General features: G+C 62.4%; 17 protein-coding genes. 14 read left to right on the top strand and 3 right to left on the bottom strand.

Annotation, left to right across the window (positions count from 1 at the left end):
- Position 1: 1 nt before the first annotated feature.
- The 5 genes from ACIPY2_RS03560 (at position 2) to pdxS (ending at position 8048) form a co-directional block, all read left to right on the top strand.
- Complete coding sequence (locus ACIPY2_RS03560; protein WP_400264971.1) at positions 2-3544, top strand: DNA polymerase III subunit alpha; 3543 nt, start codon at positions 2-4, stop codon at positions 3542-3544.
- A gap of 131 nt (positions 3545-3675) precedes the next feature.
- Entirely contained in the window at positions 3676-5685 is a 2010-nt protein-coding gene (gene thrS / locus ACIPY2_RS03565) for a threonine--tRNA ligase (protein ID WP_400264972.1), read from the top strand.
- A gap of 18 nt (positions 5686-5703) precedes the next feature.
- Entirely contained in the window at positions 5704-6291 is a 588-nt protein-coding gene (locus ACIPY2_RS03570; RefSeq protein ID WP_400264973.1) for an HIT family protein, read from the top strand.
- Positions 6281-6907: a phosphatidylinositol phosphate synthase gene (gene pgsA / locus ACIPY2_RS03575; RefSeq protein ID WP_400264974.1), complete on the top strand. Its 627-nt coding sequence runs from the start codon at positions 6281-6283 to the stop codon at positions 6905-6907. The genes ACIPY2_RS03570 and pgsA overlap by 11 nt, the downstream gene beginning before the upstream one ends.
- 214 nt (positions 6908-7121) lie before the next feature.
- Positions 7122-8048 (top strand): pyridoxal 5'-phosphate synthase lyase subunit PdxS, encoded by a 927-nt coding sequence (pdxS, locus tag ACIPY2_RS03580; protein WP_364157705.1) that lies wholly within the window; start codon positions 7122-7124, stop codon positions 8046-8048.
- A 74-nt stretch (positions 8049-8122) separates the two neighbouring features.
- On the opposite strand, the gene ACIPY2_RS03585 is transcribed toward pdxS, so the two are convergent.
- Positions 8123-10135, bottom strand: coding sequence for a M3 family metallopeptidase (locus ACIPY2_RS03585; protein WP_400264975.1), 2013 nt, complete (start codon positions 10133-10135; stop codon positions 8123-8125).
- A gap of 81 nt (positions 10136-10216) precedes the next feature.
- Between ACIPY2_RS03585 and ACIPY2_RS03590 the strand changes: the two genes are divergently transcribed.
- A complete protein-coding gene (locus ACIPY2_RS03590) occupies positions 10217-11467 on the top strand; it encodes a CapA family protein (RefSeq protein ID WP_400264976.1) in 1251 nt (416 codons plus the stop codon).
- A 3-nt stretch (positions 11468-11470) separates the two neighbouring features.
- On the opposite strand, the gene ACIPY2_RS03595 is transcribed toward ACIPY2_RS03590, so the two are convergent.
- Both ACIPY2_RS03595 and ACIPY2_RS03600 read right to left on the bottom strand, forming a co-directional pair.
- Entirely contained in the window at positions 11471-12238 is a 768-nt protein-coding gene (locus tag ACIPY2_RS03595; protein WP_400264977.1) for a type 1 glutamine amidotransferase, read from the bottom strand.
- On the bottom strand, positions 12235-13554 hold the full coding sequence (locus ACIPY2_RS03600) for a MurT ligase domain-containing protein (protein ID WP_400264978.1): 1320 nt from the start codon (positions 13552-13554) through the stop codon (positions 12235-12237). Before ACIPY2_RS03600 ends, ACIPY2_RS03595 begins: the two co-directional genes overlap by 4 nt.
- Positions 13555-13633: 79 nt before the next feature.
- Between ACIPY2_RS03600 and pdxT the strand changes: the two genes are divergently transcribed.
- From pdxT to secF, 8 genes are all read left to right on the top strand, one after another.
- On the top strand, positions 13634-14335 hold the full coding sequence (gene pdxT / locus ACIPY2_RS03605; RefSeq protein ID WP_400264979.1) for a pyridoxal 5'-phosphate synthase glutaminase subunit PdxT: 702 nt from the start codon (positions 13634-13636) through the stop codon (positions 14333-14335).
- Between the two features lie 3 nt (positions 14336-14338).
- Positions 14339-15094, top strand: a complete 756-nt coding sequence (locus tag ACIPY2_RS03610) for a YebC/PmpR family DNA-binding transcriptional regulator (RefSeq protein ID WP_400264980.1) — start codon at positions 14339-14341, stop codon at positions 15092-15094.
- A 50-nt stretch (positions 15095-15144) separates the two neighbouring features.
- Entirely contained in the window at positions 15145-15717 is a 573-nt protein-coding gene (ruvC, locus tag ACIPY2_RS03615) for a crossover junction endodeoxyribonuclease RuvC (protein ID WP_400264981.1), read from the top strand.
- A 60-nt stretch (positions 15718-15777) separates the two neighbouring features.
- Positions 15778-16422 (top strand): Holliday junction branch migration protein RuvA, encoded by a 645-nt coding sequence (gene ruvA, locus ACIPY2_RS03620; RefSeq protein WP_400264982.1) that lies wholly within the window; start codon positions 15778-15780, stop codon positions 16420-16422.
- Positions 16415-17491 carry a Holliday junction branch migration DNA helicase RuvB gene (gene ruvB, locus ACIPY2_RS03625; protein WP_400264983.1) on the top strand — a complete coding sequence of 359 codons (1077 nt, stop codon included), beginning with the start codon at positions 16415-16417 and terminating at the stop codon, positions 17489-17491. Before ruvA ends, ruvB begins: the two co-directional genes overlap by 8 nt.
- Positions 17492-17593: 102 nt before the next feature.
- Positions 17594-17977 (top strand): preprotein translocase subunit YajC, encoded by a 384-nt coding sequence (yajC, locus tag ACIPY2_RS03630; RefSeq protein ID WP_400264984.1) that lies wholly within the window; start codon positions 17594-17596, stop codon positions 17975-17977.
- 114 nt (positions 17978-18091) lie between these two features.
- Positions 18092-19843, top strand: coding sequence for a protein translocase subunit SecD (gene secD, locus ACIPY2_RS03635; RefSeq protein ID WP_400264985.1), 1752 nt, complete (start codon positions 18092-18094; stop codon positions 19841-19843).
- Entirely contained in the window at positions 19843-20841 is a 999-nt protein-coding gene (gene secF, locus ACIPY2_RS03640; RefSeq protein WP_400264986.1) for a protein translocase subunit SecF, read from the top strand. The genes secD and secF overlap by 1 nt, the downstream gene beginning before the upstream one ends.
- Positions 20842-20888: the final 47 nt, after the last annotated feature.

Consider the following 20888-nt stretch of genomic DNA (forward strand, 5'->3'; position numbering starts at 1 on the left):
CTTGAGCTTCACACACCTCCACGTCTCCACCGCATTCAGCGCACACTACGGAGTGTCCTGGCCCGACGAACTCGCCCAATCAGCAGCCTCCGACGGCGCCACCGCCCTCGCCTGCACGGACAGAGACGGACTCTACGGCACCGTCAAACACCTCAAAGCATGCATGGACGCAGGCATCGATCCCATCGTCGGCGTGGACCTCGCCATCCTGGATGACGACGGCGACCACCGCACCCAAGTCGCGGGCCGCGTCGTCGTACTCGCCCACGGCAACAACAACGGAGCCGGCTACCGGGCACTCTGCCGCCTGGTCTCAGACGCCCACGCCCGAACATCGGGAAAAGCCGGCGGAACGGTGCCGGTTGCAGTCACCAAAGCCGAACTGGCCTCCAGGACACTGGACCCCCAAACCCTCAAGCCGGTACTGACGGTCCTCATCGGCCCGGACTCGGACGTCGGCCGCGCCATGGGTGGAAGGAAATACCTCAGACCCAGGACCCTCTTCAAACAATGGATGGACGTCATGCCACAGGGCACTATCGTTGCCGAAGTGGTCTCCCACCTCAGCGCACCCGGCGAACCACTCAGCACCGCCCATGCCGTGCGGATGCTCAAACTGGCCCTGGAACACAACGTCCCCGCCATTCTCAGCAACGCCGTACGCTACTGCGCCCAGGACGGAGCAGCCACAGCCGACGTCCTCGACTCAGCCAGGACCCTCAAGTCACTCCCGGAACTGTCGGAGCAACCGCTCCTCCAACCCTCAGGACAGCTCCAACCCACAGGCCTCCTGCAACCTACAGGACAGGGATGGCTGAAGAATGCCAAACTCATGCTGGAAGTCGGCAAGGAAATCATGTCCTCAAGCGGGCAAGGAGCCGCAGACCTGGCCAAACTGCTGTCCAACACAGAAGCGCTCGCTGACAAATGCCGCATGGACCCGGTCAGTGACATGGGCTGGAAACGTCCTGTTGTCCCCGAAGCCTCGATCATCGGAATAAACCAGCATCCAATGATCGAACTGACCCAACGCTGCGAAGCAGGTATCACCAAAAGATTCCCCGGAATCAAAGGAAAAGAATATGAGGTGATGCGCTCGCGGTTGGAGCACGAACTGGAAATCATCAAGGGGTTGGGTTTCGCCTCCTACTTCCTGACGGTGGCTGAAGTATCAAAAATGATCCTGGAGATGGGTGTGCGGGTAGCAGCACGCGGCTCAGGGGCCTCAAGCCTGGTCAATTACCTCATCGACATCAGCCAGGTGGATCCCCTCAAGCACGATCTCATTTTCGAGCGGTTCCTCTCAGGCCACCGCTCCACCCTTCCGGATATCGACATTGACGTCGAAAGCGCAGAACGCCACAACGTTTACCGCAAGATTTTTGACCGTTTTGGTGCCGAACGGGTCACGCTCATGAGCATGCAGAACGGCTACCGTGCCAGGGGTGCCGTCCGTGATGCAGGGTTGGCCTTGGGGATGGATGAAGGCGAAATCGGCGAGATCGCCAAACAGTTATGGCGCTTCTCTGCCCGGAAGTTCCGCGAGGCGCTGGTGGAGAAACCGGAGCTCCGCGACTTCGCCCAACGTGTTGAAACGGGCAGGGACCGGATGGGGGAGAGCCAGCAGCTGGACCTGTTGGTTGACCTCACTGAGCGTCTGGACCGCTTGCCGCGGCATATCTCCATGCATCCTTGCGGAGTCATCCTGGGGGACGCCACACTCTTGGACAGGACGCCTGTACAACCGAGCGGCTTGGGCCTTCCCATGAGCCAGTTCGACAAGCACGACATGGACCCCATGGGAATGCTGAAGCTGGATGTCCTGGGAGTGCGGATGCAAAGTGCCATGGCATTTGCCGTGCGCGAGGTCATCCGGCTCCATCCAAGCAAGGCCGAGGTGGTGGAAGCAGGCGGACATCCTGCGGGACCGGGGGGAGCGGGACCTGGCTACATCAACGAGGAGGGGCGGATTGACCTGAACGCTGTGCCCTTCGATGACGAAGCAACATTCGAACTGATCAGGAGCACCCACACCCTCGGTTGCTTCCAGATCGAGTCGCCCGGCCAGCGCGAGCTGATCGGCAAGATGGCGCCGCGGGAGTTCAACGATCTCATCATCGATATCTCACTCTTCAGGCCCGGACCCATGAAGTCGGACATGGTCAGGCCGTTCCTGGAGCACAGGCATGGATTTGCTCCTGAGATCTATCCCCACCCGGACCTTAAGCCCGTCCTGGAGGAAACCCATGGAGTGACCGTCTTCCATGAGCAGATCCTGAAGACCTTCAACGTCATGACCGGGTGCGGGCTGGCCAAGGCCGATGAATTCCGGAGGGCTTTGGGTGACGAAGCCCGGGAACCCGGTGTGGAGGCGTACTTCCGCAAAGAAGCCATCAAGAAGTATTCACCCGAGGTGGTGGACAAGGTCTGGGGGACACTGAAAGCCTTCGGCAGCTTTGGTTTCTGCAAAGCCCACGGTGCTGCCTTCGCTGTTCCCACCTACCAATCCGCTTGGCTGAAAGCCCACCATCCGGAGGCCTTCCTGGCTGGGCTGTGGGAACACGATCCTGGAATGTACCCCAAAAGGTTGCTTGTGGCTGAGGCGCGCAGGCTGGGCATACCCATCCTTCCCTTGGATATCAACAGAAGCCAGGCCGAATACCGGGTGGAAAAGATCGCAGAGGGGCTTGACCGCGGAAAGTTGGGAATCCGGTTGAGCCTGAACGGAATCTATGGGTTATCCGGGGCGGAACTCAAACGGATCGTTGCCGGCCAACCCTTTGATTCCCTCGCCGATCTCAGGGCCAGGGCCAGGGTCAGCAAGCCAAATATCAAAAGGCTTGCCCAGCTTGGCGCTTTTGACCGCCTGCATCAGGATTCCGGAGGGAAAGCGAACAGGGCTGACCTGGTCCAGCATCTCCAAGCGATGCAGAATTCACCGGCCAGGAAAGCCGTCGATGTGGTGGATGGCCAGTTGTCGTTGCCGATCGGTGATGTTGAGCTGCGGAACCTTGCCCCCAATCTGCCTGAACCGACCAGAGTGGAAACCGTCAGGGCTGAACTGGACCTCATGGCAATGGATGTCAGTGAACACCTCATGGAAAGCCACCGGCCTCTGTTGGACAGCTTGGGTGTCACCACGGCAGATAAGCTCCTTGGTCTCCGCAACGGCACGGAAGTCCTGGTTGCCGGAGTGCGGGTGGCAACACAGACGCCACCCATGCGTGGCGGGCGCAGGGTGGTATTCATTAGCATCGACGACGGCACCGGCTGCGTGGACAGCGTCTTCTTCCACGAAGCGCAGGAAGAATCAGGTTCCCTGCTGTTCGGCACACGCCTTCTGCTGATCCGGGGAACAACCCGCAGGACCGGCCCCAAAGGAATCAGCCTCAGCGCGAGCAAGGCCTGGGACCTCAGCCGTACCGAAACCCTGCCTTACGCTGAAATCCTGCCTCCCGGCGTCGTCATTCCCGACCACATGGCCCAGGCCGGGCCGCTTAGCGGGATCAGCCGGAACCTTGCCATTACGGGCCTGGGTAGCTGAGCTCCCGGCCGGTTCCGGACCCGGCGCGCTGCTTTGGCCGCCCCCGCGGGAACGGATACGATTGACGGTGGCTGGCTGTGGTCCCCGTACGCCACAAGCTATGAAGCCTTCACTATGAATAGGAGACACCCGTGTCAGATGCCCAACAGATCACCCTCATCGTCGATGGCGAAGAGACCAAGGTGACGGAGGGGACAACCGGCGCGGAACTCTTCTTCGAGCGCCGCGACGTCGTTGTGGCCCGTGTTGACGGCGTGCTCAAGGACCTTGACCAGCCCCTCGCCGACGGTGCGAACATTGAGGGCGTCACCATTGAATCGCCGGACGGACTCAACGTCCTCCGCCACTCCACGGCCCACGTCATGGCCCAGGCGGTGCAGCAGCTACGCCCGGACGCCAAGCTGGGCATCGGTCCGTACATCACCGACGGTTTCTATTTCGACTTCGACGTCGCCGAACCGTTCACCCCGGAAGACCTGCGCCAGCTGGAAAAGATGATGCAGAAGATCATCAACCAGAACCAGAAGTTCGTCCGCCGGGTGGTCACCGAAGAAGAAGCCCGCCAGGCCATGGCCAACGAGCCGTACAAGCTCGAATTGCTCGGCAAGAAAAACGATGCCGCAGACGCCGCCGAAGGTGTCAACGTGGAGGTCGGCGCCGGCGACATCACTATCTACGACAATGTGGACCGCAAGAGCGGTGACAGCGTCTGGTGCGATCTTTGCCGTGGCCCCCACCTGCCCAACACCAAGATCATCTCCAACGCCTTCGCGTTGACCCGTTCGTCGTCCGCCTACTGGCTGGGCAACCAAAACAACCAGCAGCTGCAGCGCATTTACGGAACTGCATGGCCCACCAAGGAAGCACTCAAGGCCTACCAGGAGCGCATCGCCGAGGCAGAGCGCCGCGACCACCGAAAGCTCGGTGTCGAGCTGGACCTCTTCTCCTTCCCTGATGAGCTTGGTTCGGGCCTCCCCGTGTTCCACCCCAAGGGTGGCATCATCCGCAAGGAGATGGAGGACTACTCGCGGCAGCGTCACGTGGATGCAGGCTACGAGTTCGTCTACACCCCCCACATCACCAAGGGCCACCTCTACGAGGTCTCGGGCCACCTTGACTGGTACAAGGACGGCATGTTCCCGGCGATGCAGGTGGACGCCGAACTCAACCCGGACGGCACCGTGCGCAAGCCGGCCCAGGACTACTACCTGAAGCCGATGAACTGCCCCATGCACAACCTGATCTTCCGTTCGCGTGGCCGCTCATACCGCGAACTGCCCCTGCGGTTGTTCGAGTTCGGCTCCGTCTACCGGTACGAGAAGTCCGGCGTGGTACACGGCTTGACCCGTGTCCGTGGCATGACACAGGACGACGCCCACATCTACTGCACCCGCGAGCAGATGAAGGACGAGCTGACCACCACGCTGAACTTCGTCCTTGGCCTCCTGAAGGACTACGGCCTGGATGACTTCTACCTGGAGCTTTCCACCAAGAACGAGGAAAAGTTCGTCGGCGACGACGCTACCTGGGAGGAAGCCACCCGCACCCTTGCCGAGGTGGCGGAGGCGTCCGGCCTGGAACTGGTTCCGGATCCGGGTGGAGCGGCTTTTTACGGTCCCAAGATCTCCGTGCAGGCGAAGGATGCCCTGGGCCGTACCTGGCAGATGTCCACCATCCAGCTTGACTTCAACCTGCCTGAACGGTTCGAGCTCGAGTACCAGGCCGCAGACGGCACGCGCCAGCGCCCGGTCATGATCCACCGAGCCCTCTTCGGTTCGGTGGAGCGCTTCATGGGCGTGCTCACGGAGCACTACGCCGGTGCCTTCCCGGCATGGCTGGCACCGGTCCAGGTGGTCGGTATTCCCGTCGCCGAAGCCTTCAACGATTACATGTTCGACGTCGTTGACCAGCTCAAGGCGGCCGGCATCCGGGCCGAGGTGGATATCTCTTCGGACCGCTTCCCCAAGAAGATCCGCACCGCCAGCAAGGACAAGATTCCCTTCGTCCTGATCGCAGGAGGCGAAGACGCCGAGGCCGGGGCCGTTTCCTTCCGCTTCCGCGACGGCAGCCAGGACAACGGCGTGCCGGTCTCCGAAGCAATTCGCAGGATCGTGGACGCAGTCAAGAACCGAGAGAACTGACGGAACGGAAATCCCACGGTGCAGGAGAACACAGGCGCTGACTATCAGGGCGATACCGAAGTAACCGACGACTTCGGCCTCGCCGGCGTTCCCGACGCTTTTCAGCGCCTGTGGACTCCGCACCGCATGGCCTACATCAAGGGCGGCCAGGACCAGTTCAAGAACAAGGATGACTGCCCGTTCTGCGTCGGTCCATCCCGGACGGACGAGGAATCACTCATCGTCCACCGCGGCAAGACCTGCTACGTGGTGCTCAACCTGTTTCCTTACAACCCGGGACATTTGCTCATTTGTCCCTACCGGCACGTTCCCGACTACACGGACATCACTGTTGAGGAGACCGCCGAGTTCGCGGACCTGACCCAAACAGCGATGCGAGTGCTGCGGAAGGTATCGAATCCCAGCGGTTTCAACCTTGGGATGAACCAGGGGGTCACCGGCGGTGCAGGGATAGCGGCGCACCTTCACCAGCACGTTGTGCCGCGTTGGGGTGGGGACGGGAACTTCTTCCCGATCATCGCCCAGACCAAGGCCATCACGCAGACGCTGGACGAGGTCCGCAAGTTGGTGGCTGAAGCCTGGCCAGGGGAGTCGAATGCTGAATAGGCACGCCCGCGGCTTTTTCACGTCCCTCTTCACACCCCTTGCACGTTGGCTCCTCAAACTAGGCGTTTCTCCGGACGCCGTCACGATCGTGGGGACCGCCGGAGTGATCTTCGGCGGGCTGGTCCTCTATCCCCTGGGCCACCTGTGGTGGGGCTCTGTGGTGATCGCTGTCTTTGCGTTTTCCGATGTTGTGGACGGCATTATGGCAAGGCTCCAGGAGCGCAGTGGCGGCTGGGGGAACTTCCTTGATTCCACTCTCGACCGCTTGGCGGACGGGGCCATCTTTGCCGGCATCACCATCTGGTTCTTCACCGGCGGGAGGGACTCGGCGATCGCGGCAGCGGCCGTGGTTTGCCTGGTCCTCGGCATGGTGGTTTCCTATGCCCGCGCCAAGGCCGAGTCGTTGGGGTACCACGCCAGCGTCGGCATCGCAGAACGGGCCGAAAGGCTGGCGTCCGTCCTGCTGGTCACGGGCCTCACGGGGCTCGGACTCCCGCCCGTAGTCCTCTTTGCCACGCTCGTCCTCCTGGCCATAGCGAGCGTGGTCACTGTGATCCAGCGGATGGCCACCGTGCACCGCCAAGCGCTGACTGGGGCCAAGGGAACTGGCATCTGACCAGACCTTGCACGGGGCGATTGTGCAGGTGACCTGCAATAGCGGCTTTTGCGGGTCCGTGGGCCGGTAATACAAGTACATCCACCCCGCCGGGTGCGACTACTATTACTAGTACTTGGTCACCTTGACCTGAAAACCCGGTGTGCGCTGAATGCGGTCCTCTGCTGTGCGTGCTGCCGGTTAGAAGGTCGTTTATCTACCCATAGGGGTTTTTGTGTCTACACCAGATGTAAGCAACGAAGCCGGTTCGTCCGCGAACAGCGTCACGGGCAGCAGCCGCGTTAAGCGGGGCATGGCGGAGATGCTCAAGGGCGGCGTCATCATGGATGTCGTTAACGTCGAGCAGGCCCGCATCGCCGAGGATGCCGGTGCCGTGGCTGTCATGGCGCTGGAGCGTGTGCCGGCTGATATCCGCGCCCAGGGTGGCGTGTCCCGCATGTCCGATCCGGACATGATTGATCAGATCATTGCCGCGGTGTCCATCCCGGTGATGGCCAAGGCCCGTATCGGCCACTTTGTCGAGGCCCAGGTGCTGCAGTCCTTGGGTGTGGACTACATCGATGAGTCCGAGGTCCTGACTCCGGCGGACTACATCAACCACATCGACAAGTGGAACTTCACCGTTCCTTTCGTGTGTGGTGCCACGAACCTGGGTGAGGCTTTGCGCCGTATCAACGAGGGCGCTGCGATGATCCGTTCCAAGGGCGAGGCCGGTACCGGTGATGTGTCCAACGCGACCGGTCACATGCGCAAGATCCGCGCCGAGATCGCCAAGCTCTCCTCGCTGCCCGAGGACGAGCTGTACGTTGCGGCGAAGGAGCTGCAGGCCCCGTATGAGCTGGTCAAGGAAGTTGCCGCGACGGGTAAGCTTCCGGTGGTGTTGTTCACTGCCGGTGGCATCGCGACCCCGGCTGATGCTGCGATGATGATGCAGCTCGGTGCCGATGGTGTGTTTGTCGGTTCGGGTATCTTCAAGTCCGGCAACCCGGCCCAGCGCGCCGCCGCAGTCGTCAAGGCCACCACCTTCCACGACGATCCCGACGTCATCGCCAAGGTCTCCCGCGGCCTGGGTGAAGCGATGGTCGGCATCAACGTCGACGAAATCCCCGAACCCCACCGCCTCGCAGAGCGCGGCTGGTAAAAGCATCCAATGACGCCGGATGGTCGCCGTGAACAAGGTGGCCATCCGGCGTCGTCGTTTAACCCGCGCCGTTCCTAATCGAGGCCCCGGCGCTTCAGGAGCGGCGCCAACCGTGCGTCACGGCCTCGGAATGACCTGAACGACTCCAGCGGATCCCGGCTGTTGCCCTTGGACAACAGCTCGGAGCGGAAGACGTCTCCGTTTGCCCGGGTCAGTCCGCCGTTTTCCTTGAACCACTCCACGGTGTCGGCGTCCAGGACCTCGCTCCAGATGTAGGAGTAGTAGCCAGCTGCGTATCCGGCACCGGCAAAGATGTGCTGGAAATAGCCGCTTCGGTAACGCGGCGGGATCAAAGGGTGGCCGATGCCGGCATCCGCCAGGGCTTGTGCCTCGAAGGACGTGACGTCAGCCGGGATGCTGTCCTGGCCAAGGACATGCCAGGCCACATCCAGCAGGGCCGCGCCCAGGTACTCCGTGGTGGCGAATCCCTCACCCCACAACTGTGAGTCATTGAGCTTTTGGACGACGTCCTGCGGCAATGGCTTCCCGGTGGAGTGGTGCTTGGCATAGTTGGCCAGGACTTCCGGCCACATGATCCACATTTCATTGACCTGCGATGGATACTCCACAAAGTCGCGGGGAACCGAGGTCCCGGAAAACCGGGGATAGGACACGTCAGAGAACAGTCCGTGCAGGGCATGCCCGAACTCGTGGAACACCGTCCGGACCTCGTCAAGGGAAAGGAAAGCCGGTTCGCCCGGGGCAGGCTTGGAAATGTTCAAGTTGTTGATCACCACGGCCTTGTTGCCGAGGAGGCGTGACTGCTCCACCAGGGAGTTCATCCATGCGCCCCCGCGCTTGGAAGGCCTGGTGAAGTAGTCACCGAGGAACAGGCCCAAACTGTCTCCGTCCTCGTTACGGACCTCCCAGATCCGGACATCCGGGTGATAGCCCTGGAGATCTTTCCGTTCGTGGAAAGTGATGCCGTAAAGTTTGTTCGCTGCATGGAAGACGCCGTTCACCAGCACGGACTCCAGCTCGAAGTAGGGGCGGATCGCTTGTTCGTCCACCTGGTACCGCTCCTTCCGTACGCGTGCCGAGAAGTAGGCCCAGTCCCACGGTTCCAAGCGGTGTCCGGCTTCCTTGGCCAAGGCTTCGGCTTCGGCCTGGGCGTTCCGCAGCGCGGGCGGAGCCAAACTGCCGAGCATATCCTGCACAGCGGCGAAGTCCGGCGCCGTTTGCTGGTCCACAACGAGTTCAGCGAAGTTGTCGAAGCCCAGCAGCGCAGCCTTTTCGGCCCGGAGCCGCACGGTTTCCAGAATCAGCGGCCGGACATCCAAGGGGCCGCCGGCCGTGCCCCTTGCCAATGACGCTTCGAGGAGGCGACGGCGGACGACCCGGTTCTCCAGCGAGGCCAACGCCGGCTGGTTGCCCGGCTGGATGAGGGTCAGCAGGTACTTGCCTTCTTGGCCCGCCGTGGTTGCCGCCTCGGCTGCGGCAGCAATGTCGGACGCGCTGAGACCTGCCAGGTCCGCGACGTCGTCCATCAACAGCGCAGCGGACTTTGTAGCTTCCTTGGCCCGTTGCCCGAATTCGGTGCCCAGGCGGGACAGTTCCGCATTGATCTCCCGGATCCGGGACTGGGCGGTGTCGTCGAGCTGTATGCCGGACTGCCTGAACTCCTTGAGATATTCCTCGACGAGGCGAGCCGATTGGGCATCGAGCCCGGACGGATCGATGGATTTGAACCGTTCGTAGAGTTTGCGGTTCAAGTAGACAGCGTCCTGGTGGGCAGCGAGTTTGGGCGAAAGGTCCGTCTCCAACGCCCGGATGGCTTCGCTCGCATCAGCGGAGACCAGCGTGAAGAAGGAAGCTGTGGCCCTGTCCAACAGTTGCCCCGATTGTTCCATGGCCACAGCCGTGTTGACGAAGGTAGCGGCTTCGGGATTTGCCGCAATCCGGGCCAGCTCGTCCAGATGCTCCGATATCCCTGCCTCGACAGCCTCCCGGTAGTGCTCGGTGGTGAGGCTTGCGAAGGGCGGTAAGCCGAAAGGCAACGGGCTGGGGCCGAACAGGGGATTGGTCATGAAGTGACTCTTTCACTTCAACTTCGTGTCATCAAGGCAGGCACGCCCCATTCCTGGAAAGCACGCCCTTAGGATGGGCCTATGGGGAAGGTCACACCTCTGAGGCGTCGCTTGTCCGCGGCCGGGCTCCGCGCTGTCGCGACAGCAAGCGGCCTGCTCCTGCTTCTCGGCGGCTGTGGGGTCATCGCGGAAACCGACGCAAGGAACACTGGCAGTTCGGCTGCTGTACCCGTCCCGGCGGCACCGGTTCCCACTCCCACGCCCATCCCCACTCCGGGGAAGGGGCCGGCTTGCCCCGAGCTCCGCTGTACATCGATCACCATCACGGGCGACATGCTGGTCCACACCCAACTATGGCAACAGGCCCGCGCAGATGCTGCTGCTGCCGGCCGGCCCGGTTACAACTTTGTGCCACTCCTGGAAGGACAGCGCCGCTACATCGGCTCAAGCGACCTTGCAATTTGCCATCAGGAAACCCCAGTGGCCAACCCCGAGGGGCCGTTCTCGGCCTACCCGTCCTTCAACGTGCCGCCACAGATCATCACGGCGTCCAAGGAAGTCGGGTACCAGGCCTGCACCACCGCGAGCAACCACACCATCGACCGCGGGACTGAAGGCCTCCTGCGCACGCTGGACGCGCTGGACGCCGCCGGTTTGAAGCACACGGGATCGTATCGCACGGAAGCGGAATCAAAGGAAATCCTGATGCTGAAAACCCCGGCGGCCTCCGTGGCGGTCATAGAAGGGACGTACGGCCACAACGGGCAGGTTCCGGAGTACCCCTGGTTGGTGGACGAACTCGATCCGGCGGTCATGATTGCCAAGGCGATCCGGGCCCGTGCCTTGGGCGCCGACATTGTCCTGGGAGTCATGCATGCAGGCGACGAGTATGCGAGCGAACCCAACGCGCAGCAACAGGACGTGGCCCATGCCTTGGTGGACAGCGGCCAGTTCACCATGGTTTACGGTCATCACACGCACTCAGTGCTGCCCATCGAGAATTACAAAGGCACCTGGATCGTCTACGGGCTCGGCAACGGGATCACTGAGTTGTCACCCTGGTACGTCGTCAACAACGAGGGCTTGCTGGTGCGGGCACAATTCAGCCAAAACAGCGCCGGCGCTTGGAGGGCCTCGGACCTTGCCTGGGCGCCGTCCGTGATCGTCCGGGACCCTTACCGCTGGTGCTCGGTGGCAAGCGACGCCCCGCAAGGTGTATGTGCTTCACCGGCCGCGGATGCCCAAACACACCAGCGCACCCAAGCGGTAGTGGAGTCCATGGGCGCCGCCGCGGCAGGCGCCCATGAACTGCTCATCACCAAGGACAAATAGCCTCTAGCGCGGCCTGCGTGCAGCGTGTTCGCGCGCGAGCCGGGCGTAGTCGTCGTCGGGCGCCCCGGGAACGAAGGTGCCGAACTTGCGCTCCGCGGCGGTCTTGATCAGGAAGTCGGCGATGGCCGGGTTCTTGGGCAGCAGCGAGCCATGGAGGTAGCTGGCCACCACGTTCCTGTAGCGGGCCCCCTCGTGGCCGTCCTTGCTGTTGTTGCCGGCACCCTTGGTCACGGTGCCGAGCGGTTCGACGCCCGGTCCCAGGGTGGTTTGGCCGCTGTGGTTCTCGTATCCCAGCACTTCGCCGAACTCGGCGGACTTGAGCGCGACATTGCCGATCAAGCGCTCGTCGGTACCGTGTGTTTCGACATCGAGGATTCCGATTCCCGGAATCACCGGCCCGGCGCTGGTCTTGAAGAACTTTCCGAACAGCTGGTACAGCCCGCAGATGACCAGCATGGGTGCGCCGTCGTCCGCCAGTCCGCGAAGGAGGTCGGCCCGGGTCTGGAGGTCGTCCTGGATCACGAGCTGGCCGCTGTCCTGGCCCCCGCCGCCCACAATGATGTCGACGTCCTCGGGGAAGGCATCGCCAACGTTGTATTCAAGCAACTCCGGGGTGTATCCGTGCCATTTGATGCGCTGCTGCAGGACCAGTGCGTTGCCCCAGTCGCCGTAGATGTTCATGTCCTTGGGATATAGCTGCAGGACCCGCAGGGTTCCCTTGCTTTGCGGGGTTTCCCGGACTTGTTCGGTGTGCTCGGTTTCCGAGGTCATGAGACCGCCTCAACAATGGTGATTTTGGCCAACTCGCGGCGGATGGCGAGCATGGCAGTGTAGGTGCAGAAGATGCGCTTGGGCTTTCCTCGGGAACCATCAATGAAGGTACGCAGTGCTGCCGTGATATCCGTTTCGACGGCGCCGAACGGAACTTCGTCGTACTGCAGGCGCAGGGCCATATCGTAGGCGCGCACACCCGTCAGGACCTCCACGCCGTTCCCGCGAAGGGACTCGAACTCGACGTCCCACAGCCAGGACATGTCCCTGCCATCGGCGTAGTTGTCATTGATGGCAATCATGGTGGCGTAGCCGCCGGCCGGGAAGGATTTGAGCCCCAACCGGAATCCGCTGGGATTCTTCACCAGCACCAGTTCCAAGGGTTGGCCATCCACCGTGAGGCTTTCACCACGGCCGAAGGCAGGTGCCACCTCACCGAGGGCCTTTACCAGCTTGGGGGTATCCACGGGGCCGGTGCCCAGGATTGACCGGGCCAGGGAAAGCGCGGCGGCGGCGTTGAAGATGTTGTACACGCCGCGCAGCCGCATATGGGTGGTGACGGTTTCGCCGTCGAACTCAAAGTCTGCGTCTTCGGCTCCCACGCGGCGGAGTACGACGTCGGCCTCAGGGACGGCGGGCACGTCACCGGCAGGGGTGGTACCGGGAGAGGCCGTGCCGGTGGCGGTGCGCATCTCGTCGTCGTTCGGGAAAGTGCTGCGCAATGATTCGTCGAGACCGAAATAGCGGATGGCGGGATGGTTGACCGCGTCCGGGCTAAGGAGCGTGTTGGAGATCCGGGCAACCCGGGGGTCCTCGCGGTTCAGGACCACTGTGTCCGTGGTCTTGGCGGCAATGTGTTCGAGCAAACGGGCTGTTTTGTCGATTTCGCCAAAACGGTCGAGCTGGTCGCGGAGGACGTTGAGGAGCAGGCTGTAGCGCGGGGACACCTTGTTCACGAAGTGGACCGCATGTGCCTCGTCCAGCTCCAGGACAGCTACATCGGCGTCGAGTTTTCCGCGCCAATCGACGTCCCCCAGCAACGACGCGGCCACGCCGCGGGTGAAGTTGCTGCCACTGCGGTTGGTGAAGACCTTCAGACCTTGGCTTTCGAGGAGTTCCACCACCATTTTGGTGGTGGTCGTCTTTCCGTTCGTGCCGCTCACAACCGCTACCCCGTGGGGCAGGGAAGCCAGGGTCCGCTGCATGAAGCCGGGGTCGATCTTCTCGACCACCAGGCCAGGAAATGCCGAGCCTCCGCCGCGTAGCCTGGACAGTCCGCGGACCAGCTTGCCGAGGGGGACGCTGTAGGAAAACATGCTCTGTAATATATCCCAGTCAGGGCATCAGGCCCGGCCCGTGGCCGGTCAGTCCCCGCGCGCCCACTATGATGGTTTGATGACCAAATCCCTTTCCGACGCTTCTTCGCGCGTGGGTGCAGGACTCCGGATCGGCGTGCTGGCGCTCCAGGGCGACTTCCGGGAGCACATCCATGCCGTGGAAGCCGCAGGTGCCTCCGGCGTGGGGATCCGTCGCCCCGCGGAACTCGACCACATTGACGGCCTGATCATTCCCGGCGGGGAGTCCACAACGATCGACAAGCTCGCGCGGATCTTTGAGGTGGCGGAGCCTTTGCGCAAGCGCATCCAGGAAGGCCTGCCCGTCTACGGTTCCTGCGCGGGAATGATCCTCCTGGCGAACGAGATCGCTGACCCGGCAACTGACCTGGACGGCAACCCGCAGCAGACGTTCGGGGGACTGGACATCACCGTCCGCCGCAACGCGTTCGGGCGCCAACGTGAATCCTTTGAGACCGATCTTGATTTCAAGGGCCTGGACTTCAGCGCAGGCGAGTCCGGCGTCGATCCGGTCCACGCGGTTTTCATCCGTGGTCCTTGGGTGGAACGGGTAGGGCCGGACGTTGAAGTCCTTGCCCAGGTTGATCCGGACCATGCAAGCCACACGGCCACTTTGCATGGATTGGCTAGAATTGTTGCAGTGCGCTCGGGCCAGCTGTTGGCCACCTCCTTCCATCCGGAAGTGACAGGCGAGAAGCGCGTGCATGAACTCTTTATTCGAATGATCAGAGGAGAAGCGTAAAGCATGTCAGGCCACTCCAAATGGGCGACCACCAAGCACAAGAAAGCCGTCATCGACGCCCGCCGTGCAAAGTCGTTCGCCAAGCTGATCAAGAACATCGAAGTCGCAGCGCGCATGGGCGGACCCGACCTCGCCGGCAACCCAGGCCTTGAACTGGCCGTCACCAAGGCTAAGAAGACCTCGGTGCCCAACGACAACATCGACCGCGCCATCAAGCGCGGCGCCGGCCTCACCGGCGAAGTGGTGGACTACACCGAGATCATGTACGAAGCCCGTGGCCCCCAGGGTTCGGCCCTCCTGATCGAATGTTTGACGGACAACAAGAACCGGGCAGCCTCCGAGGTGCGGCTCGCGATCTCCCGGAACGGAGGCACCATCGCCGATCCCGGTTCCGTCAGCTACCTGTTCACCCGCAAGGGCGTCGTGGTCCTGCCCAAGAACGGGCTTAGCGAAGACGACATCCTGATGGCGGTCCTCGAAGCCGGTGCCGAAGAAGTCAAGGACAGCGGAGACAACTGGGAGATCCACTCCGAGCCGTCCGACCTCCAGGCCATCCGTGACGCCCTGAAGGAAGCCGGCATCGAATACGAGTCGGACGAAGCTGAATTCGTTCCGTCAATGCAGGTGGACCTGGACATCGACGGCGCCAAGAAGTTCATGAAGCTCGTTGACGCGCTGGAGGACCTGGACGACGTCCAGAACGTCTACAGCAACGCTGATCTCAGCGAGGAAGTACAGGCGGCGCTCGACGCCGACTGAGTCGGCGTTACGAGGCTGCAGCGTATTCATTCACAAAGGAAGGCCCGGATTTGACTCTTCGCGTATTGGGAGTCGATCCGGGCCTTACCCGTTGCGGCATAGGCGTGGTGGACATCGAGCGGAACCGTCGCGCCACCATGGTGGCCGTGGGTGTGGTGGGCACCTCCGCCGCGCTGACCCTCGACCGGCGCCTGCTGGTGATTGCCCAGGCGATCGACGAATGGCTGGACCTCCACGAGCCGGACGTGGTGGCTGTGGAACGGGTGTTCTCGCAGATGAACGTCAGTACGGTCATGGGAGTGGCCCAGGCCTCCGGCGTGGTCATAGCAGCTGCGGCCCGGCGCGGCATCCCCGTAGCCCTGCATACTCCTTCGGAGGTCAAGGCGGCCGTGACAGGCAGCGGCAGTGCGAACAAGGACGCCGTCACCAAGCTGGTTACCAAGATCCTGCGGCTTGACGCGCCACCCAAGCCGGCGGACGCCGCTGACGCCCTTGCGCTGGCGCTCACCCATGCCTGGCGTGCCGGGGGCATGGGAGCGGTCTCCGGAAACGGCCAGTCCATGCAGACTCCGGCGCAGAAAGCCTGGGCGGAAGCCGAAGCGAAGGCGCGGCGCGCGCGGTGAATCGCCCGTGCCCTTGCTAGGGTATTCGTAGATATGTTCGGATAGTTACAGGAGTCGGTCTTGATCAGTTTCCTTCGTGGAACAGTCGCCCACGTGGGCTTGTCCACCGCCGTGATCGACCTCAACGGTGCCGGCATGAGCGTCTACGCCACGCCCCAGACCCTGAGCCACCTCAAAGTGGGTGAGGAAGCCAAGCTCTTTACGTCCTTGATTGTCCGCGAAGATTCCCTCACGCTGTTCGGTTTCGCCGACGACGACGCCCGCGAAGTCTTCGATGTCCTCTTGAGCGTGAGCGGCGTTGGTCCTCGGCTTGCCCTGGCTGTCCTTGCCGTCCACGAGCCGGAGGCCATCCGGGTAGCAGCACACACGGGGGACAACAAGGCTTTCACCAAGGTGCCGGGTATTGGCCCGAAGGTGGCCGGCAGGCTGGTCCTGGAGCTTTCCGGAAAGCTGGTGCCGCATGGCACGCGCCCCGTGAACGCGCCTGCAACGGAGGCCACGGCCGAATGGAAGCCCCAGGTGGTTGCCGCCATGACCAGCCTTGGCTGGTCCGAGAAAGACGCCACGGGCAGCATCGACAAAGCCATGGCCGACTCTCCCGAACTTGTTGAGGCGGGCAATGTGGCCCAGATCCTCAGGGCAACATTGCGCTGGCTGGGGCAGGACGGTGCCCGTGCAGGCAACCGCGTAGGCAGCCGTGGCTGAGCAGTCCCTTGTTTCCGGGGGAGAGGAACCGGAGGAGCGGGTCATCGAAGCCGCTCTCCGCCCCAAGAACCTGCACGACTTCGTAGGCCAGCACCGGGTACGCAAACAGCTTTCCCTGGTCCTCGAAGCATCACGCATGCGTGGCCGCAGCGCGGACCACGTGCTGCTGTCGGGTCCTCCCGGGCTGGGTAAGACCACCCTGGCCATGATCATTGCGGCCGAAATGAACGCTCCATTGCGGATCAGCAGTGGACCTGCAATCCAGCATGCCGGCGATCTCGCCGCGATCCTTTCCTCGTTGTCCGAGGGGGAAGTCCTGTTCCTCGACGAGATCCACCGCATGTCACGCCCTGCCGAGGAAATGCTGTACATGGCCATGGAAGACTTCCGTGTGGACATCGTGGTGGGCAAGGGTGCCGGTGCCACCGCCATCCCGCTCGAACTGCCACCCTTCACGCTGGTCGGAGCCACTACCCGGGCCGGTCTCTTGCCCGGGCCGCTGCGCGACCGGTTCGGCTTCACCGGACACCTGGAGTTCTATTCGGTGGCCGAGTTGGAACTGGTCCTCCGGCGTTCGGCCGGGCTGTTGGACCTCAAGGTCAATTCCGCGGGCTTTACCGAGATCGCCGGACGCTCACGCGGCACGCCCCGCATCGCAAACCGCCTGCTCCGCAGGGTCCGCGACTGGGCCTTGGTCCACGGAATCGAGCAGATTGACTCCCGCTCGGCTGCGGCGGCGCTCGATATGTACGAAGTGGACGCTCGGGGCCTGGACCGCCTGGACCGCTCCGTGCTGGAGGCTTTGATCACCAAGTTCAACGGTGGTCCCGTAGGCCTCTCCACCCTGGCCATCGCGGTGGGCGAGGAGCCGGAGACCGTGGAAACCGTGGCCGAACCGTACCTGGTTCGGGAGGGGCTCATGGGCAGGACACCACGAGGACGGATCGCCATGGCCTCCGCTTGGACCCATTTGGGCTTTGCCGTGCCCGCCGGGGTGTTCGGCCAAGAGCAGTTGGCGTTGTTCGATGATGAGGAAAACCACGCTGAGAGCGTAGACACCATCGGTTAACACGCTGCGTCCAGAATTTCCCTCTAGACTGGTATGACGCTCGGCACAGGATGTTGCCGTGAACAAAACGTAAGTACAGAACGGAACTTCCCTGTGGATCCAATGACCATATTGCTGTTCGTCATGCTTGGCCTCTTTGTCTTCATGATGTTCCGCCGCAACAAGAAGACCCAGCAGCAGCAGGCTGAAATGCAGTCCAAGTTCGCCCCGGGCGTGGAAGTCATGACCAGCTTTGGTCTCTTCGGCCGTATCGTTTCCATCGACGACGCCGAGAACAAGGTCGTCCTGGAGCTTTCCCCGGGCAACGTGGCCACGGTCCACCGCCAGGCAGTCACCAAGGTTGTCGACAAGCCCGAAGAAGAAGCCACGGTTGTACCGGACGACGCTTCTTCCCTCACGGTGGCCGAGGCTGACGCTCCTGCCGCTACCGAGACGCCCGAGGAAACCATTGCGCGCCTCAACAAAGAGGACAAGAAGGACAACTAGCATATTCAGCCGCGGGATCACCGCACAGGATAACTTCTACGGCAGCGGAGAGCCGCCGGCAGACGCTTACCAGCGTTGGCCGGCGGCTGTCCGGCGATAACAGGAAGATCGATAATGGCACGGACCGGCCCCAAAAACTCAGCCCGCAGGGTGCTGACCTGGCTTGGAGCAATTTTCGTTGTATTAACTGCAGTCCTGGGCGGTGGAGTCGTTTCCGGCCACGCCAGCTGGGCTCCCAAGCTCGCTTTGGACCTCGAAGGCGGCACCCAGATGATCCTGGCGCCGCGCGTTGAAGGTGCCAGCGACATCAATGAGGAGCAGCTCAACCAGGCAGTTGCCATCATTCGCCAGCGCGTGGATGGATCCGGTGTTGCCGAGGCTGAGATCAGTACCCAGTCGGGCCGCAACGTGGTTGTCAGCTTGCCGGGCACGCCCTCCAAGGAAACCCGGGACCTGATCCAGGCCTCCGCGGACATGAACTTCCGTCCGGTGATCCTGACGGGCGATCCCGCTGCAGTTCCTGCTGAGTCCCGCACCCCCGACGCCCAGTTGAACAAGCCGACGGCTGAGCCGACCAATGCCAGCGACCCGAACTGGATCACCCCGGAGGTCCAGAAGGAATACGAGGCACTGGACTGCGTCAACCCTTCGACGGAAAAGCGCGACCGCTCTGATCCCGCAAAGCCCTTGGTAACGTGCGAGGCTGCAACTGACAAGACTCCTGCGATCAAATACATCCTGGGTCCGGTCGAGGTCAAGGGCCAGGACATCGCCGACTCCACGTTCTCCCAGGTGCAGGGTGCCCAGGGTACCGTGACCAACTCTTGGGGCGTGAACATCATCTTCAACGGTGACGCCACGGAGAAGTTCAAGCAGGTTACCGAGCGGCTCCACCAGTACTACGCGGCCGCCCAGGCTCAGGGGACCGACGACCCCAAGGCACAGTTCGCCATTGTCCTTGACGACAAGGTGATCTCAGCGCCGCGGGCCCTCGCGGTGATCACCGACGGACGGCCCCAGATCACGGGTAACTTCACCCAGGCTACGGCCAAGGCGTTGTCCGACCAGCTGCGCTACGGTGCACTGCCGATCAGCTTTGAGATCCAGTCACAGGAACAGATTTCGGCCACCCTCGGTGGCGACCAGTTGAGGCTAGGCCTTCTGGCCGGCGTCATCGGCCTGGTCCTCGTTGTGGTGTACTCACTGTTCCAGTACCGCGCGCTCGGCTTCGTGACCGTTGCGTCCTTGGTGGTGGCAGGTGGCTTGACGTACCTGGCCATCGCCGTGCTGGGGTGGACGGAAAACTACCGTCTGTCATTGGCCGGCGTCGCCGGTTTGATCGTCGCGATCGGCCAGACGGCCGACTCGTTCATTGTCTACTTCGAACGCATCCGCGATGAGCTCCGCGAAGGCCGTGGACTCGTTTCCGCCGTCGAAAACGGTTGGAAGCGCGCCAAGCGAACCGTCCTTGCCTCCAAGGCCGTGAACCTTCTTGCCGCCCTGGTCCTCTACTTCGTGGCCGTAGGCAACGTCCGCGGTTTTGCCTTCACACTCGGCCTCACGGCCGTTGCCGACCTCATCGTCGTGTTCATGTTCACCCACCCGATGCTGCAAGTGCTTGCAAGGACCAGGTTCTTCGGCGAAGGACACCGATTCTCGGGTCTCTCGCCTGACCGGCTTGGCGCCGTCCCCCTCTACCGCGGTGCAGGGCGCCTCAGGACGCCGGCCGAAAAGCCCGCACCCGTCCGCAACCGCAACGCGGGCGCCGCAGCCGAAGCAGAGCGCCGCATGACCATCGCCGAACGGCGCCTTGCCGGGAAGGGCCAGCTTACGGGTTCTTCCAACGGCACCAAGGAGGAGAAGTAATGACCACCAGCTTCGCAACCTTTGGTTATGAGCTCTACACGGGCAAGCGCTCGTACAACTTTGTACGCTCCAAGAAAATCTGGTTCAGCATTGCGGCGGTAGCCGTGGTGCTCTCCATCCTCATTCCCGTCCTCAAAGGCGGCTTCAACCTCGGCATCGAATTCCGCGGTGGTTCGGAGTTCACCGTCTCCAACGTCAAGAGCACGGAAGCGGCCCTGGGTGAAAAGGCCGTCCACGACGTCGTCCCGGGTGCGGTTCCGCGCGTCGCAAACGTTGCGGGCAACACCATGCGCATCCAGACGGACCAGCTTTCGGATGACGAAACCAACCGGATCAAGGACGGCCTCACCGGCGCCTACGGCGTCACCCAAAACGAAGTTACCTCCAACTTCGTGGGTCCCACCTGGGGACAGGACGTCACCCGGCAGGCACTGATCGGCCTGGTGGTGTTCGTGGGCCTTGCCGCGGTGCTGATGGCCCTGTACTTCAGGACGTGGAAAATGTCGCTTTCCGCGCTCGTCGGGATGCTCGTCACCATGTTCACCACGGCGGGTGTATACGCGTTGAGCGATTTTGAAGTGACGCCGTCGGCAATTATCGGCTTCCTGACCGTCTTGAGCTATTCGCTCTACGACACCGTTGTGGTCTTCGACAAAATCCGGGAAAACACTTCGGATATTGCAACCTCGTCACGCCGCACTTTCGCCGAGGAAGTCAACCTCGCCGTCAACCAGACGCTGGTGCGTTCCATCAACACCATGATGGTCGCAGTGCTTCCGGTGGCCGCGATTCTCTTTATTGGTGCCGGACTGCTCGGTGCGGGTACTCTTCGGGACCTTTCCCTGGCACTCTTCGTGGGAATCCTGATTGGTACGGCGGCCACGATCTTCATCGCCGCGCCCTTGTACGCGTGGCTGCGGCAGGGTGAACCCGAACTGGTCAAACAGTCCAAAAAGGTCGCCCACCGCCGCGCAGAAGCTGCTGTCTCAGGCGCCTGAGGGACGGTCTGTTGAAAGAGCCGGGTCCCTGCCGTTCGGCAGGGACC

Source organism: Paenarthrobacter sp. NPDC089675 (assembly GCF_044749185.1).
Taxonomy (GTDB): Bacteria; Actinomycetota; Actinomycetes; order Actinomycetales; family Micrococcaceae; genus Arthrobacter.

Excerpts from the sequence above, each read along its gene's own strand:
- ACIPY2_RS03595 (WP_400264977.1), bottom strand. The coding sequence starts at position 12,238 with ATGACCTCGGAAACCGAGCACACCGAACAAGTCCGGGAAACCCCGCAA.
- pdxT (WP_400264979.1), top strand. The coding sequence starts at position 13,634 with ATGACCAAATCCCTTTCCGACGCTTCTTCGCGCGTGGGTGCAGGACTC.
- pgsA (WP_400264974.1), top strand. The coding sequence starts at position 6,281 with ATGCTGAATAGGCACGCCCGCGGCTTTTTCACGTCCCTCTTCACACCC.
- ACIPY2_RS03590 (WP_400264976.1), top strand. The coding sequence starts at position 10,217 with ATGGGGAAGGTCACACCTCTGAGGCGTCGCTTGTCCGCGGCCGGGCTC.
- ACIPY2_RS03600 (WP_400264978.1), bottom strand. The coding sequence starts at position 13,554 with ATGTTTTCCTACAGCGTCCCCCTCGGCAAGCTGGTCCGCGGACTGTCC.
- ACIPY2_RS03585 (WP_400264975.1), bottom strand. The coding sequence starts at position 10,135 with ATGACCAATCCCCTGTTCGGCCCCAGCCCGTTGCCTTTCGGCTTACCG.
- yajC (WP_400264984.1), top strand. The coding sequence starts at position 17,594 with ATGACCATATTGCTGTTCGTCATGCTTGGCCTCTTTGTCTTCATGATG.
- secF (WP_400264986.1), top strand. The coding sequence starts at position 19,843 with ATGACCACCAGCTTCGCAACCTTTGGTTATGAGCTCTACACGGGCAAG.
- secD (WP_400264985.1), top strand. The coding sequence starts at position 18,092 with ATGGCACGGACCGGCCCCAAAAACTCAGCCCGCAGGGTGCTGACCTGG.
- ACIPY2_RS03610 (WP_400264980.1), top strand. The coding sequence starts at position 14,339 with ATGTCAGGCCACTCCAAATGGGCGACCACCAAGCACAAGAAAGCCGTC.